The sequence below is a fragment of the Helicobacter pylori genome (assembly GCF_003638305.1).
Lineage (GTDB): Bacteria > Campylobacterota > Campylobacteria > Campylobacterales > Helicobacteraceae > Helicobacter > Helicobacter pylori_DJ.
Genome location: NZ_MVYP01000008.1, coordinates 26,814 through 42,403 on the forward strand (window position 1 = coordinate 26,814; position 15,590 = coordinate 42,403).

At 40.1% G+C, this 15,590-nt stretch carries 5 protein-coding genes; all 5 read left to right on the forward strand.

Annotation, left to right across the window (positions count from 1 at the left end; translation table 11 throughout):
• Positions 1-6: 6 nt before the first annotated feature.
• The 5 genes from hefA (at position 7) to EAL04_RS04720 (ending at position 15,536) form a co-directional block, all read left to right on the forward strand.
• Entirely contained in the window at positions 7-1,440 is a 1,434-nt protein-coding gene (gene hefA / locus EAL04_RS04700; protein WP_120973646.1) for an efflux RND transporter outer membrane subunit HefA, read from the forward strand.
• 10 nt (positions 1,441-1,450) lie between these two features.
• A complete protein-coding gene (gene hefB / locus EAL04_RS04705; RefSeq protein WP_000615048.1) occupies positions 1,451-2,155 on the forward strand; it encodes an efflux RND transporter periplasmic adaptor subunit HefB in 705 nt (234 codons plus the stop codon).
• A 12-nt stretch (positions 2,156-2,167) separates the two neighbouring features.
• Positions 2,168-5,254: an efflux RND transporter permease subunit HefC gene (gene hefC / locus EAL04_RS04710; protein WP_120973648.1), complete on the forward strand. Its 3,087-nt coding sequence runs from the start codon at positions 2,168-2,170 to the stop codon at positions 5,252-5,254.
• Positions 5,251-5,820 (forward strand): outer membrane beta-barrel protein, encoded by a 570-nt coding sequence (locus EAL04_RS04715; protein WP_120973651.1) that lies wholly within the window; start codon positions 5,251-5,253, stop codon positions 5,818-5,820. Before hefC ends, EAL04_RS04715 begins: the two co-directional genes overlap by 4 nt.
• A gap of 149 nt (positions 5,821-5,969) precedes the next feature.
• On the forward strand, positions 5,970-15,536 hold the full coding sequence (locus EAL04_RS04720; protein ID WP_120973653.1) for a vacuolating cytotoxin domain-containing protein: 9,567 nt from the start codon (positions 5,970-5,972) through the stop codon (positions 15,534-15,536).
• Positions 15,537-15,590: the final 54 nt, after the last annotated feature.

Here is a 15,590-nt window from a genome sequence, read left to right on the forward strand (position 1 = left end):
GGCGTGATGAAAACTATTATAAGGTATGCGAGTTTATGGGGTTTGTGTGCAACTTTAGCTCTAGCGCAAACCCCCTCTAAAACCCCAGATGAAATCAAGCAAATCCTTAACAATTATAGCCATAAGAATTTAAAGCTCATTGATCCGCCGACAAGTTCTTTAGAAGCGACACCGAGTTTTTTATCCTCGCCTAAAGAAACAGCGACCACGATCAATCAAGAGATCGCTAAATACCATGAAAAAAGCGATAAAGCCGCTTTGGGGCTTTATGAATTGCTAAAGGGGGCTACCACTAATCTCAGTTTGCAAGCGCAAGAACTCAGTGTCAAGCAAGCGATGAAAAACCATACCATCGCCAAAGCGATGTTTTTGCCTACTTTGAACGCGAGTTATAATTTTAAAAATGAAGCTAGGGATACTCCAGAATATAAGCATTATAACACCCAACAACTCCAAGCTCAAGCCACATTGAATGTGTTTAATGGCTTTAGCGATGTGAATAATGTCAAAGAAAAGTCTGCGACTTACCGCTCTAATGTAGCCACTTTAGAGTACAGCCGCCAAAGCATATTTTTGCAAGTGGTGCAACAATACTACGAGTATTTTAATAATCTCGCTCGCATGATCGCTTTACAAAAGAAATTGGAGCAAATCCAAACAGACATTAAAAGGGTTACCAAACTCTATGACAAAGGGCTGACCACGATTGATGATTTGCAAAGCCTAAAAGCACAAGGGAATTTGAGCGAATACGATATTTTAGACATGCAATTTGCTTTGGAGCAAAACCGCTTGACTTTAGAATACCTCACCAATCTCAGTGTGAAAAATTTGAAAAAGACCACGATTGATGCGCCTAATTTGCAATTGAGAGAAAGGCAAGATTTAGTCTCTTTAAGGGAGCAGATTTCCGCAATCAGATACCAAAACAAGCAACTCAATTATTACCCCAAGATAGATGTGTTTGACTCATGGCTTTTTTGGATCCAAAAACCCGCTTATGCCACAGGGCGTTTTGGGAATTTCTACCCCGGTCAGCAAAACACGGCTGGGGTTACTGCGACTTTGAATATTTTTGATGATATAGGCTTGAGCTTGCAAAAACAATCCATCATGCTAGGCCGATTAGCGAATGAAAAGAATTTAGCGTATAAAAAATTGGAGCAAGAAAAAGACGAACAGCTTTACAGAAAGTCGCTTGATATTGCCAGAGCCAAGATTGAATCTTCCAAGGCCAGTTTGGATGCGGCCAATCTTTCTTTTGCCAATATTAAAAGGAAATACGACGCTAATTTAGTGGATTTCACCACCTATTTAAGGGGCTTAACCACGCGCTTTGATGCAGAAGTGGCTTACAATTTAGCGCTCAACAATTACGAAGTGCAAAAAGCCAATTACATTTTCAACAGCGGGCATAAAATAGACGACTATGTGCATTAAGGGAATAAAAATGATACAAAAAATTTTAATAGGACTTTTTTTGAGTTTTTTGAGCATGGAAGCTGGCGAAAGAGTGTATGCGATTTTCAATGTGAAAGCGATGCAAGATTCCAAACTCACCTTAGACAGCACAGGGATTGTGGATAGCATTAAGGTTACTGAGGGGAGCGTGGTCAAAAAGGGCGATGTTTTGTTGCTTTTGTATAATCAAGACAAACAGGCTCAAAGCGATTCTACCGAGCAACAACTCATTTTCGCTAAAAAGCAATACCAACGATACAGCAAAATTGGGGGCGCTGTGGATAAAAACACTCTAGAGGGTTATGAGTTCACTTACAGGCGCTTGGAATCAGATTACGCTTATTCTATTGCGGTATTGAATAAAACCATTTTGAGAGCCCCTTTTGATGGCGTGATAGCGAGCAAAAACATTCAGGTGGGCGAGGGGGTGAGCGCGAACAACACGGTGTTACTGAGATTAGTCAGCCATGCCAGGAAATTGGTCATTGAATTTGATTCTAAATATATTAATGCGGTCAAAGTGGGGGACACTTACACTTATTCTATAGACGGAGATTCTAATCAGCATGAAGCTAAAATCACTAAGATTTACCCCACGGTTGATGAAAACACCAGGAAAGTGAGCGCTGAAGCCCTTTTATCTAAGCCTATGGCAGTGGGGCTTTTTGGCGATGGGTTTATCCAAACGAAGTGATAGGATATTTTGATGTATAAAACAGCGATTAATCGTCCTATTACGACCTTGATGTTTGCTTTGGCGATTGTCTTTTTTGGGACTATGGGTTTTAAAAAATTGAGCGTGGCGCTTTTCCCTAAAATTGATCTGCCTACGGTGGTGGTTACTACGACTTATCCTGGGGCTAGCGCTGAAATCATAGAGAGTAAGGTAACCGATAAGATTGAAGAAGCGGTGATGGGGATTGATGGGATCAAAAAGGTTACTTCTACGAGTTCTAAAAATGTGAGTATCGTCGTCATTGAATTTGAGTTAGAAAAACCTAATGAAGAAGCCTTAAACGATGTGGTCAATAAAATTTCTTCGGTGCGTTTTGATGATTCCAACATTAAAAAACCCTCTGTCAATAAATTTGATACCGATAGTCAAGCCATTATTTCATTGTTTGTGAGCAGTTCAAGCGTGCCGGCTACAACCCTTAATGACTACGCTAAAAACACCATTAAACCCATGCTCCAAAAAATCAATGGGGTAGGGGGCGTGCAGCTTAACGGCTTTAGGGAGCGCCAGATTAGGATTTATGCCGATCCCACTTTGATGAATAAATACAATCTCACTTATGCGGATCTTTTCAGCACGCTTAAAGCGGAGAATGTGGAAATTGATGGAGGGCGCATTGTCAATAGCCAAAGGGAATTGTCTATTTTAATCAATGCGAATAGTTACAGCGTGGCGGATGTGGAAAAGATTCAAGTGGGTAATCATGTGCGTCTTGGGGATATTGCAAAAATTGAAATCGGTTTGGAAGAAGACAACACTTTTGCGAGCTTTAAAGACAAACCCGGTGTGATTTTAGAAATCCAAAAGATTGCCGGAGCGAATGAAATTGAAATCGTGGATAGGGTGTATGAAGCTTTAAAACGCATTCAAGCCATTAGCCCTAGCTATGAAATCAGACCCTTTTTAGACACCACGAGCTATATCCGCACCTCTATTGAAGACGTGAAATTTGACCTAGTCTTAGGGGCGATTTTAGCGGTTTTAGTGGTGTTTGCGTTCTTGCGTAACGGCACGATCACCCTTGTTTCAGCGATCTCTATCCCTATTTCTATCATGGGGACTTTTGCGCTCATTCAATGGATGGGTTTTTCATTAAACATGCTCACCATGGTGGCTTTAACGCTAGCGATAGGGATCATCATTGATGATGCGATCGTGGTGATTGAAAACATCCATAAAAAGCTAGAAATGGGCATGAGCAAACGCAAAGCGAGCTATGAGGGGGTGAGGGAAATTGGCTTTGCTCTAGTGGCGATTTCAGCGATGTTGCTCTCTGTGTTTGTGCCTATAGGGAACATGAAAGGCATTATCGGGCGCTTTTTCCAAAGCTTTGGGATCACGGTGGCTTTAGCGATCGCTCTATCGTATGTGGTGGTCGTTACGATTATTCCTATGGTAAGCTCAGTCGTGGTCAATCCCAGGCATTCTCGTTTTTATGTGTGGAGTGAGCCTTTTTTTAAGGCTTTAGAGTCTCGTTATACCAGATTGCTCCAATGGGTATTAAACCACAAGCTCATTATCTTTATAGCGGTGGTTTTGGTGTTTGTGGGTTCGCTTTTTGTGGCTTCTAAGCTCGGTATGGATTTCATGCTGAAAGAAGATAGGGGGAGGTTTTTAGTGTGGCTTAAGGCTAAACCGGGCGTGAGCATAGATTACATGACACAAAAGAGTAAGATCTTTCAAAAAGCGATTGAAAAACATGATGAAGTGGAATTTACCACTTTGCAAGTGGGTTATGGCACCTCGCAAAACCCTTTTAGAGCGAAGATTTTTGTGCAACTCAAGCCTTTAAAAGAGCGCAAAAAAGAGGGTGAATTGGGGCAATTTGAGTTGATGCGCGCTTTAAGAAAGGAGTTAAGAAGCATGCCTGAAGCTAAAGGTTTAGATACTATTAATCTTTCTGAAGTCTCTCTTATAGGGGGCGGTGGGGATAGTTCGCCCTTCCAAACCTTTGTGTTTTCCCATTCTCAAGAAGCGGTGGATAAAAGCGTGGAGAATTTGAAAAAATTCTTATTAGAAAGCCCTGAATTAAAGGGCAAGGTTGAAAGCTATCATACAAGCACGAGCGAATCGCAACCGCAATTGCAACTCAAAATCTTAAGGCAAAACGCCAACAAATACGGCGTGAGCGCTCAAACCATTGGCTCAGTGGTGAGCTCTGCTTTCTCTGGGACTTCTCAAGCGAGCGTGTTCAAAGAAGATGGCAAAGAATACGACATGATTATTAGAGTGCCTGATGACAAGCGCGTTTCTGTAGAAGACATCAAACGCTTGCAAGTGCGTAACAAATACGATAAATTGATGTTTTTAGACGCTTTAGTGGAAATCACAGAAACTAAAAGCCCGTCCAGCATTTCTCGCTATAACCGCCAACGCAGCGTTACGGTGCTTGCTGAGCCTAATAGGAATGCGGGCGTTTCTTTGGGTGAGATTTTAACGCAAGTGAGCAAAAACACTAAAGAATGGCTGGTTGAAGGGGCGAATTACAGATTCACCGGAGAAGCGGATAACGCTAAAGAGAGCAATGGGGAGTTTTTAGTCGCTTTAGCGACAGCGTTTGTGCTGATTTATATGATTTTAGCGGCGTTGTATGAGTCCATTTTAGAGCCTTTTATCATCATGGTTACCATGCCTTTAAGCTTTTCAGGGGCGTTTTTTGCTCTGGGTTTAGTGCATCAGCCTTTGAGCATGTTCTCTATGATAGGCTTGATTTTGCTCATTGGTATGGTGGGTAAAAACGCTACGCTTTTAATTGATGTGGCGAATGAAGAGCGTAAAAAAGGTTTGAATATCCAAGAAGCCATTTTATTTGCCGGCAAAACCCGTCTAAGACCGATTTTAATGACGACCATTGCGATGGTTTGTGGCATGTTGCCTTTAGCGTTGGCGAGTGGGGATGGAGCGGCGATGAAATCCCCCATAGGGATTGCGATGAGTGGGGGCTTAATGATTTCTATGGTGTTAAGCTTACTCATTGTGCCGGTGTTTTATCGTTTGCTCGCTCCCATAGACGACAAAATCAAGCGGTTTTATCAAAACCAAAAAACTTTAGAATGAAAAAGATTGCTTTCATTTTGGCTTTATGGGTGGGCTTGTTAGGGGCGTTTGAGCCTAAAAAAAGTCATATTTATTTTGGGGCTATGGTGGGTTTAGCCCCCATTAAAATAACCCCAAAACCGATTGATAATTCTTCTTATACGGCTTTTTTATGGGGGGCTAAAGGGGGGTATCAATTCGCTTTTTTTAAAGCTTTAGCGTTAAGGGGTGAATTTTCCTACCTTATGGCGATCAAACCCACCGCATTGCACACGATTAACACTTCTTTATTGAGCTTAAATATGGATGTGTTGAGCGATTTTTACACTTACAAAAAATACAGCTTTGGGGTGTATGGGGGGCTTGGGATAGGGTATTTTTATCAAAGCAACCATTTAGGCATGAAAAATAGTTCGTTTATGGGTTATAACGGCTTGTTTAATGTAGGGCTTGGCAGCACGATCGCTCATTGCCACCGCATAGAGCTTGGGGCTAAAATCCCTTTTTCAAAGACTAGAAATTCTTTTAAAAATTCTTATTTTTTAGAGAGCGTTTTTATCCATGCGGCTTATAGCTATATGTTTTAAGAGAGAATAAAAATAGCCTATTGGTGGTCGTTATCAATAAGATAAGATCCTTAATGATATAAGGAGATCGTGCCGTTTTTAATTAAATTGTATAATGGATAGCATCAAAAAATATAACAACGAGTATGACCACATGAAAGGGTTAAAATATGACTTATAGAAATGGCAAAATAGATTTAAAGGAACGCTTTAGTAAAAACCGCTCTTTTAAGGGCATTAAAAAGAAAATCGCTAAAAAATACACAACCAAAAACTCGCCTTTAACAATTTATTCCTTAAAAACGCATTCAAATTCTTCTCTATCCATTAATAAAAAAATCTTCTTAGGGCTAGGGTTCGTTTCGGCTTTAAGCGCTCAAAGTGAAGATTATAATAGTTCGGTGTATTGGCTCAACAGCGTGAATGAAAACAATAACAACAAATCCTACTATATCAGCCCTTTACGCACTTGGGCTGGGGGGAATAGGAGTTTTACGCAAAACTATAACAATAGTCAGTTATACATAGGGACAAAAAACGCTTCCGCAACACCCAATCATTCTTCTGTGTGGTTTGGGGAAAAGGGCTATGTAGGTTTTATTACAGGGGTTTTTAAGGCTAGAGACATTTTTATCACAGGAGCTGTTGGATCGGGCAATGAGTGGAAAACTGGCGGAGGTGCGATACTGGTTTTTGAAAGCTCAAACGAATTAAGTGCTAACGGAGCTTATTTTCAAAATAACAGAGCCGGGACACAAACTTCTTGGATCAATTTGATTTCCAATAACAGCGTGCATTTGACAAACACGGATTTTGGCAACCAAACCCCTAATGGAGGCTTTAATGTTATGGGGCGAAAGATCACTTATAATGGCGGGATCGTCAATGGCGGGAATTTTGGCTTTGACAATGTGGATAGCAATGGCACAACCACCATTAGCGGAGTAACTTTCAATAATAACGGCGCACTCACTTATAAGGGTGGGAATGGTATTGGGGGGAGCATCACTTTCACTAACTCTAATATCAATCATTACAAACTCAATCTTAACGCTAATAGCGTTACCTTTAATAACAGCATTTTAGGGAGCATGCCTAATGGCAACGCTAATACTATAGGGAATGCCTACATTCTTAATGCAAGTAATATTACTTTTAATAATTTGACCTTTAATGGGGGTTGGTTCGTTTTTGATAGATCTGATGCTCATGTTAATTTTCAAGGCACAACCACGATCAACAACCCCACTTCGCCTTTTATCAATATGACCGGTAAAGTTACTATTAATCCTAATGCGATTTTTAATATTCAAAATTACACGCCCACGATAGGGAGTGCTTACACGCTTTTTAGCATGAAAAATGGCTCTATCGCTTATAATGATGTCAATAACTTATGGAATATCATCAGGATTAAAAACACGCAAGCCACAAAAGACAATAGCAAAAACGCTACTTCTAATAACGACACCCACACTTACTATGTAACCTACAATTTAGGCGGTACGCTCTATCATTTCAGACAAATTTTTAGCCCTAATTCTATTGTTTTGCAATCCGTTTATTATGGCGCGAACAATATCTATTACACCAATAGCGTGAATATCCATGACAATGTTTTTAATTTAAAAGATATTAAAGATAATAGAGACGATACGATTTTCTATCTCAATGGCTTAAACACTTGGAATTACACGCAAGCGAGATTTGCGCAAACCTATGGCGGGAAAAACAGCGCTTTAGTCTTTAACGCTACGACCCCTTGGGCTAATGGCAGTATCCCTAAATCTAATAGCACGGTGCGTTTTGGGGGGTATCAAGGGGTTAATTGGGGGAAAACGGGCTATATCACTGGCACTTTCACAGCCGATAGGGTTTATATCACCGGTAACATGATGTCTGGTAATGGCGCTCAAACCGGTGGGGGGGCGACTTTAAATTTTGTGGGTGCGACTGAAATTAATATCGCTGGAGCCACCTTTAAAAACTTAAAAACCACTTCACAAAACTCTTACATGACTTTTATCGCCTTAGGGAATGGCTCTGGGAGTGGTAAGATCAATGTTTCTCAATCTGATTTTTACGATTGGACGGGTGGGGGGTATGATTTTACCGGTAATGGCGTTTTTGATAGCGTGAATTTCAACAAGGCTTATTATAAATTTCAAGGCGCTGAAAATTCTTACAATTTTAAAAACACGAACTTTTTAGCCGGGAATTTCAAATTCCAGGGCAAGACCACCATTGAAAAATCCGTTTTAGATGACACTTCTTATTCTTTTGATGGCATAAATAACACCTTTACTGAAGACAAATTTAATAGTGGTTCGTTTAATTTTAGTCATGCAGAGCAGACAGACGCTTTTAATAACAACTCGTTTAATGGCGGATCGTTTAGTTTTAACGCCAAGCAAGTGGATTTTAATCATAACTCGTTTAATGGGGGCGTGTTTAATTTCAACAATACCCTTAAAGCCAGTTTCACTAACGACACTTTTAATGTGAATAACCAATTTAAAATAAATGGTGCTCAAACGGATTTTACTTTCAGTAAGGGCGTTGTTTTCAACATGCAAGGGCTTTTGAGTAGCCTAAGCGTAGGCACGACTTATCAATTGCTTAACGCTAAAAGCGTGGACTATAAGGACAATAATAACGCTTTGTATCAAATGCTGCGTTGGACTAGTGGGGAAAACCCTAGCGGTAAATTAGTGGATGAAAATAAAACCGCACCAAACAATACTAAAATTTATAATGTTCAATTCACCGATAACGGCTTGACTTACTACATTAAAGAAAATTTTAATAATGGGATCACGCTCACTCGTTTATGCACTCTAGGGTATACGCATTGCGTGAATATCCATAATGATGCGTTTAATCTCAAAAATGTCAATAACAACGCCAGTAACACCGTGTTCTATCTCAACGGCATGACGACTTGGAAGATCGCTGGCACAGGCGTTTTCACGCAAGATTATAGCGGCGCTAACAGCGTTTTAGTGTTCAACCAAACCACCCCTTTTCTTGATGGCGCAAATCCCGCTTCTAATAGCGTGGTGGGTTTTGGGAAAACTTCAGGGGCTGAATGGGGGCTAGTGGGCTATATTCAAGGCGTTTTTAAAGCCAATCAAATTGATATTACCGGCACGATTCGTTCTGGTAATGGGGCCAAAACCGGTGGGGGCGCGACTTTAGTGTTTAACGCTCAAAAGCGTTTGAATATCGCTAACGCTCATTTGAATAGCGATAAAGCCGGTTTGCAAAATTCATGGATGAATTTCATTGTTAATAACGGCAATTTGAATGTAACAAACGCAAATTTTAGCAACCAAACCCTGCATGGAGGCTTTAACCTTAAAGCCAATAACATCACTTGGGATAAAGGCTCTGTGAATGGAGGGGGGAATTTTGGCGTGGATAACGCTAGCCTTAACGGGAAAGCGGTGATTAAGAATGTTAGTTTTAGCGATAACGGCACTTTGATTTATAAGGGGGGCGAAAACAACGCCGGAAATTCCCTAACCTTAGAAAACAACACTTTCAATTCCTATAATATCAACGCCAGAGCACAAAACCTTATTTTCAATAATAACTCGTTTAATGGCGGTAGCTATTCGTTTAACGACACTAAAAACATTACTTTTAAAGGCACGAATACGCTCATTAACAGCGATCCTTTCAGCCGCCTTCAAGGATCAATCGCTATTGACAATAATAGTGTTTTTAACATTGAAAGGGATTTGACCGATAAAACCACTTACACGCTTTTAAGCGGGAATAATATTAAATATAATAATGAAATTGCGGCGGATAATGTTTTTTCAAAAAATTTATGGAATTTGATCCATTATGGTGGTGAGAGAGGGACTTTATTAAGGGCGGAGAAAAACACTTATTTTGTGCAATTCACCCAAAGCAACGGCCAAAAATTTGTTTTTGAAGAGACTTTTAATCCGGGTTCTATCACCTATAAATATTTCACTATCCATTCTTCATCTTTTCACACAGACGCTGATTCTAAGGATATTTGGAGTCAGGTGAGGAAGCAGTTTGATTTTATTCCAGGAAAAACCCCGGTGTGCGTTGGGGTGTGCTATATCGCGCCTTATAAAAATCAAAACCTTATCGGCTCTAGCGCTTTTGCATGGTCGCTGAACTTTGGGGCTACGGTGGTAGGGACTTTGCTTTTAGGGAGCACTCAAGAAAAGGCTAATGACAATGGCGGATCGATCTGGTTTGGTAAGAATAATTTGCTGTATTTGCATGGCAATTTCAACGCAACTAATATCTTTTTAACGAACAATTTTAATGTCGGCAACCCTAACGCTGGCGGTGGGGCGACGATCAATTTTAACGCTGATGAAACCTTGAACGCTGATGGGTTGAATTACACGAATTTCCAAACCGTGGCTATGGGCTTACAAACTAGCGCGAGCCAGCATTCATGGGCGAATTTTAATTCCAGGCTTTCTATGGAAATTAAAAACTCTAATTTTAGGGATTTCACATGGGGAGGCTTTAATTTTAACTCAGGGCGTATCGCTTTTGAAAACACCACTTTTAGCGGTTGGACTAATATTAACGGAGCGACTGAAAGCGGCTCTTCGTATGTGAATATGGTTGCAAATACGGATTTGATTTTTTCTAATTCTATTTTAGGAGGGGGCATTCGCTATGATTTGAAAGCTAATAATATTATTTTCAATAACTCTCAAATAGTCATTGATGTGTCTAAAAATGTGAATCAGTCTTCATTGAATGGGAATGTTACTTTCAATAATTCCAGGCTTTCAGTCAAGCCCAACGCTGCTATTAATATTGGGGATAGCCAAACCCAAACGACTTTAGAAAACGCTTCAAGCCTTTCTTTTTACAACAACAGTGCAGTGAATTTTAACGGCACAACCGCTTTTAATGGGGTGTCTTATTTGAATTTGAACCCTAACGCTCAATTAAGCTTCAATCAAGCGAATTTCAATAACGCTAATGTTACCTTTTATGGCATTCCTTTATTTGGTAAAACGCCTGATTTTGGCAACTCTGCACGCCTGATTAATTTCAAAGGGAATACGAATTTTAATCAAGCCACGCTCAATTTAAGGGCTAAAAATATCCATATCAATTTCCAAGGCGCTTCTACTTTTGAAAATAACTCTACGATGAATTTAGCTGAAAGTTCCCAAGCGAGTTTTAACACGCTTAGCGTAGAGGGGGAAACGAATTTCAATCTCAATAACTCAAGCTTATTAAATTTCAATGGCGATAGCGTTTTTAACGCTCCTGTGAGTTTTTATGCCAATAATTCTCAAATTTCTTTCACTAAATTAGCGACTTTTAATTCTAGCGCCTTGTTTGATTTACAAAACAACAGCACTCTGAATTTTCAAAGCGTTCTTTTAAACAGCGCTTTAAGCCTTTTAGGCAATGGCGGTAACGCTTTATCTATTAATGCAAGCGGGAATTTCAGCTTTGGATCTCAAGGCGTTTTGAATCTGTCTAATGTGAATTTGTTTGATGCAAAAAACAAGCCCTTAGTTTATAATATTTTACAAGCTCAAAATATTCAGGGTTTAATGGGGAATAACGGCTATGAAAAGATCCGTTTTTATGGCATACAGATTGACAAGGCTGACTACTCGTTCAATAACGGCGTTCATTCTTGGAGTTTCATTAACCCGCTCAACACAACTGAAACGATTACCGAAACCTTGCATAACAACCGCCTGAAAGTGCAGATCTCTCAAAATGGCGCTTCTAATAATACGGCATTTAATCTCGCTCCTAGTTTGTATAATTACCAACAAAACCCTTATGATGAAAGCGAGAATTCCTATAATCACACAAGCGATAAAGCCGGCACTTATTATTTGAGCAGCAATATCAAAGGCTTTAATCAAAACAATAAAACACCCGGGACTTATAATGCGCAAAACCAGCCCTTACAAGCCTTACACATTTATAATCAGGCTATCACTAAGCAGGATTTAAGCGTTATTGCCAGCTTGGGTAAGGAATTTTTGCCTAAAATAGCCAATCTTTTATCTTCAGGGGCTTTAGATCATCTCAATCTCAATAGCCCGAATGGTTTTGAAACTCTTTTTGACATTTTAAAGAAATATGGTATTGCTTTAAACCAAGAAAATTGGAAGAGCTTATTAAAGATTATCAATAATTTTTCCAACACGGCTAATTATCATTTCTCTCAAGGCAATCTCGTTGTAGGGGCGATCAAAGAAGGGCAAACGAACACGAATAGCGTGGTGTGGTTTGGAGGCGATGGCTATAAAAATCCATGCGCGGTTGGGGATAACACTTGCCAGATGTTCAGACAGACTAATTTAGGGCAATTGCTCCATTCTAGCGCGCCTTATTTGGGCTACATTAACGCTAATTTTAGGGCTAAAAACATTTACATTACCGGAACCATCGGCAGCGGGAACGCTTGGGGGAGTGGAGGGAGCGCGAATGTGTCTTTTGAAAGCGCGACAAATTTAGTGCTTAATCAAGCCAATATTGACACTCAAGGGACTGATAAAATCTTTTCTTATCTAGGGCAAGGTGGTATTGAAAAGCTTTTTGGAGAAAAGGGCTTAGGGAATGCACTTTCTAATATTGTTTATGAAGAAAGCTTGAATGATAACGCTATCCCTAAAGATTTAGCCAACATGATCCCTAAAGATTTTGGATCTAAGACTTTAAGCTCATTGCTTAGCCCTGCTGAAGTGAATAACCTCTTAGGCGTGAGCGCTTTTAAAAACGCGATCATGGAAATTTTAAATTCTAAAACGGTGGGCGATGTTTTTGGTGAAAACGGGCTTTTAAACGCTCTAGATCCTATAAAAAGAAAAGAAATCGATCAAATGCTCTTAGAGCAAATCCAAGCCCATTCTTCAGGGTTTGAAAAATTCATCGTTAAAACTTTAGGGATTGAAAATGTAGAGAATTTCATCAATAACTGGTATGGCAAGCAAAGTTTGAGTGCTTTTGCCAATAATTTTGTGCCTGGAGGCTTGAATCAAGCTCTGGATAAAATAGGCTCTAGCTCTGATGCCAAAGACTTACAGAGTTTCTTGGATAAAACGACTTTTGGGGATATTCTCAATCAAATGATCAATCAAGCCCCCCTAATCAATAAGCTCATTTCTTGGCTCGGTCCACAGGATTTGAGCGTGTTAGTGAATATCGCTTTAAATAGCATCACTAACCCTAGTAAGGAATTATTGGGCGCGATTTCTGGCATGGGTCAGAAAGTGCTGAACGATTTGCTAGGCGAAGGCGTAGTGAATAAAATCATGAGCAATCAAGTCTTAGGGCAAATGATTAATAAAATCATCGCTAATAAGGGCTTAGGGGGTGTTTATCATCAAGGTTTGGGCTCCATACTGCCTAAACCCTTACAAGATGAGTTAAAACAATTGGGCTTTGGATCTTTACTAGGCTCTAGGGGCTTGCACAATCTTTGGCAAAAAGGGAATTTCAATTTTGTGGCTAAAGATTATTTATTCACTAATAACAGCTCGTTTAGTAACGCCACAGGGGGGGAATTGAATTTTGTGGCGGGCAAGTCCATTATTCTTAACGGGAAAAACACGATTAATTTCACGCAATATCAGGGCAGGCTTTCTTTTGTATCTAAAGATTTTTCTAATATTTCATTAGATACCTTAAACGCTACCAACGGCTTAACGCTTAACGCACCACGAAACGATATTAGCGTTCAAAAAGGTCAGATTTGCGTGAATGTCTTAGATTGCATGGGCGAGAAAAAAGCTCATTCTTCAAGCGCGACAGCCCCAACCGATGAAACGCTAGAAGTGAATGCGAATAATTTCGCTTTTTTAGGAACCATTAAGGCTAATGGATTAGTGGATTTTTCAAAAGTCTTGCAAAATACCACGATTGGGACTTTGGATTTAGGGCCAAACGCTACTTTTAAAGCCAACAACTTGATCGTGAATAACGCTTTTAACAACAATTCTAATTACAGGGCTGACATTAGCGGTAATCTCAATGTGGTTAAAGGAGCGGCTCTCAGCACGAATGAAAATGGTTTGAATGTGGGGGGGAATTTTAACAGCGAAGGGCCATTGACTTTCAATCTCAAGCGCCCGACTGATAAAACGATACTGAGCGTGACTGGTGCTTCTACGATCATGTCTTATAACAATCAAGCTTTAATCCATTTTAATACTCAAAAGCAAGGTGCTTACACGCTTATTAACGCTAAACGCATGGTTTATGGCTATGATAATCAAACGATTCTTGGAGGGAGCTTGAGCGATTACCTCAAGCTTTACACCCTCATTGATTTTAACGGCAAACGCATGCAATTAAAGGGTAATTCACTAAGCTATGACAACCAACCGGTCAATATTAAAGATGGGGGTCTTGTGGTGAGCTTTAAAGACAATCAAGGGCAAATGGTGTATTCATCTATCCTTTATGATAAAGTTCAAGTTACCGTCTCGGATAAACCCATGAGCATTCAAGCCCCTAGTTTGGAGTATTATGTTAAACATATTCAAGGCGGTGCTGGTTTGAATGCGATCAAATCTGCGGGCAATAATTCCATTCTGTGGTTGAATGAGCTTTTTGTGGCTAAGGGGGGTAATCCCTTGTTCGCTCCTTATTATTTGCAAGACAATCCCACTGAACACATTGTTACTTTAATGAAAGATATTACCAGCGCTTTAGGCATGCTTTCTAAACCCAATCTTAAAAACAATTCCACCGATGCTTTGCAGCTCAACACTTACACGCAACAAATGAGCCGTTTAGCCAAGCTTTCTAATTTCGCTTCCTTTGATTCAACGGATTTTAGCGAACGCTTGAGCAGCCTTAAAAACCAAAGATTTGCTGACGCTACCCCTAATGCGATGGATGTGATTTTAAAATACTCTCAAAGGGATAAACTAAAAAACAACCTTTGGGCAACCGGCGTTGGGGGCGTGAGCTTTGTGGAAAATGGCACAGGAACGCTCTATGGTGTCAATGTGGGCTATGACAGATTCATTAAGGGTGTGATTGTTGGAGGGTATGCGGCTTATGGGTATAGCGGGTTTTATGAACGCATCACTAGTTCTCGATCGAATAATGTGGACATGGGCTTGTATGCGAGAGCCTTTATCAAAAAGAGCGAGCTGACTTTTAGCGTTAATGAAACTTGGGGGGCTAATAAAACCCAAATCAGCTCCAACGACACTCTGCTTTCTATGATTAACCAGTCCTATAAATACAGCACATGGACGACGAACGCGAGAGTTAATTACGGGTATGATTTCATGTTTAAAAACAAAAGCATCATTTTAAAACCTCAAATTGGTTTAAGGTATTACTATATTGGCATGACTGGTTTAGAAGGGGTGATGAATAACGCGCTCTATAACCAGTTTAAAGCGAACGCCGATCCGTCTAAAAAATCCGTTTTAACAATTGATCTTGCTTTAGAGAACCGCCATTATTTCAACACAAACTCTTATTTTTATGCGATTGGTGGCTTTGGTAGGGATTTGCTTGTGAGATCTATGGGGGATAAATTGGTGCGTTTTATTGGTAACAACACTTTGAGCTACAGGAAAGGCGAGCTTTATAACACTTTTGCGAGCATCACTACAGGTGGGGAAGTGAGGTTGTTTAAAAGCTTTTATGCGAACGCTGGGGTGGGGGCTAGGTTTGGATTGGATTACAAGATGATCAACATTACCGGGAATATTGGAATGCGTTTAGCGTTTTAAGGGGTTGGGGCTTACCCCTTTTTTGAGCCGTTAAATAATTGATAAATGGTGGGA

Excerpts from the sequence above, each read along its gene's own strand:
- hefA (WP_120973646.1), top strand. The coding sequence starts at position 7 with ATGAAAACTATTATAAGGTATGCGAGTTTATGGGGTTTGTGTGCAACT.
- EAL04_RS04715 (WP_120973651.1), top strand. The coding sequence starts at position 5,251 with ATGAAAAAGATTGCTTTCATTTTGGCTTTATGGGTGGGCTTGTTAGGG.
- EAL04_RS04720 (WP_120973653.1), top strand. The coding sequence starts at position 5,970 with ATGACTTATAGAAATGGCAAAATAGATTTAAAGGAACGCTTTAGTAAA.
- hefB (WP_000615048.1), top strand. The coding sequence starts at position 1,451 with ATGATACAAAAAATTTTAATAGGACTTTTTTTGAGTTTTTTGAGCATG.
- hefC (WP_120973648.1), top strand. The coding sequence starts at position 2,168 with ATGTATAAAACAGCGATTAATCGTCCTATTACGACCTTGATGTTTGCT.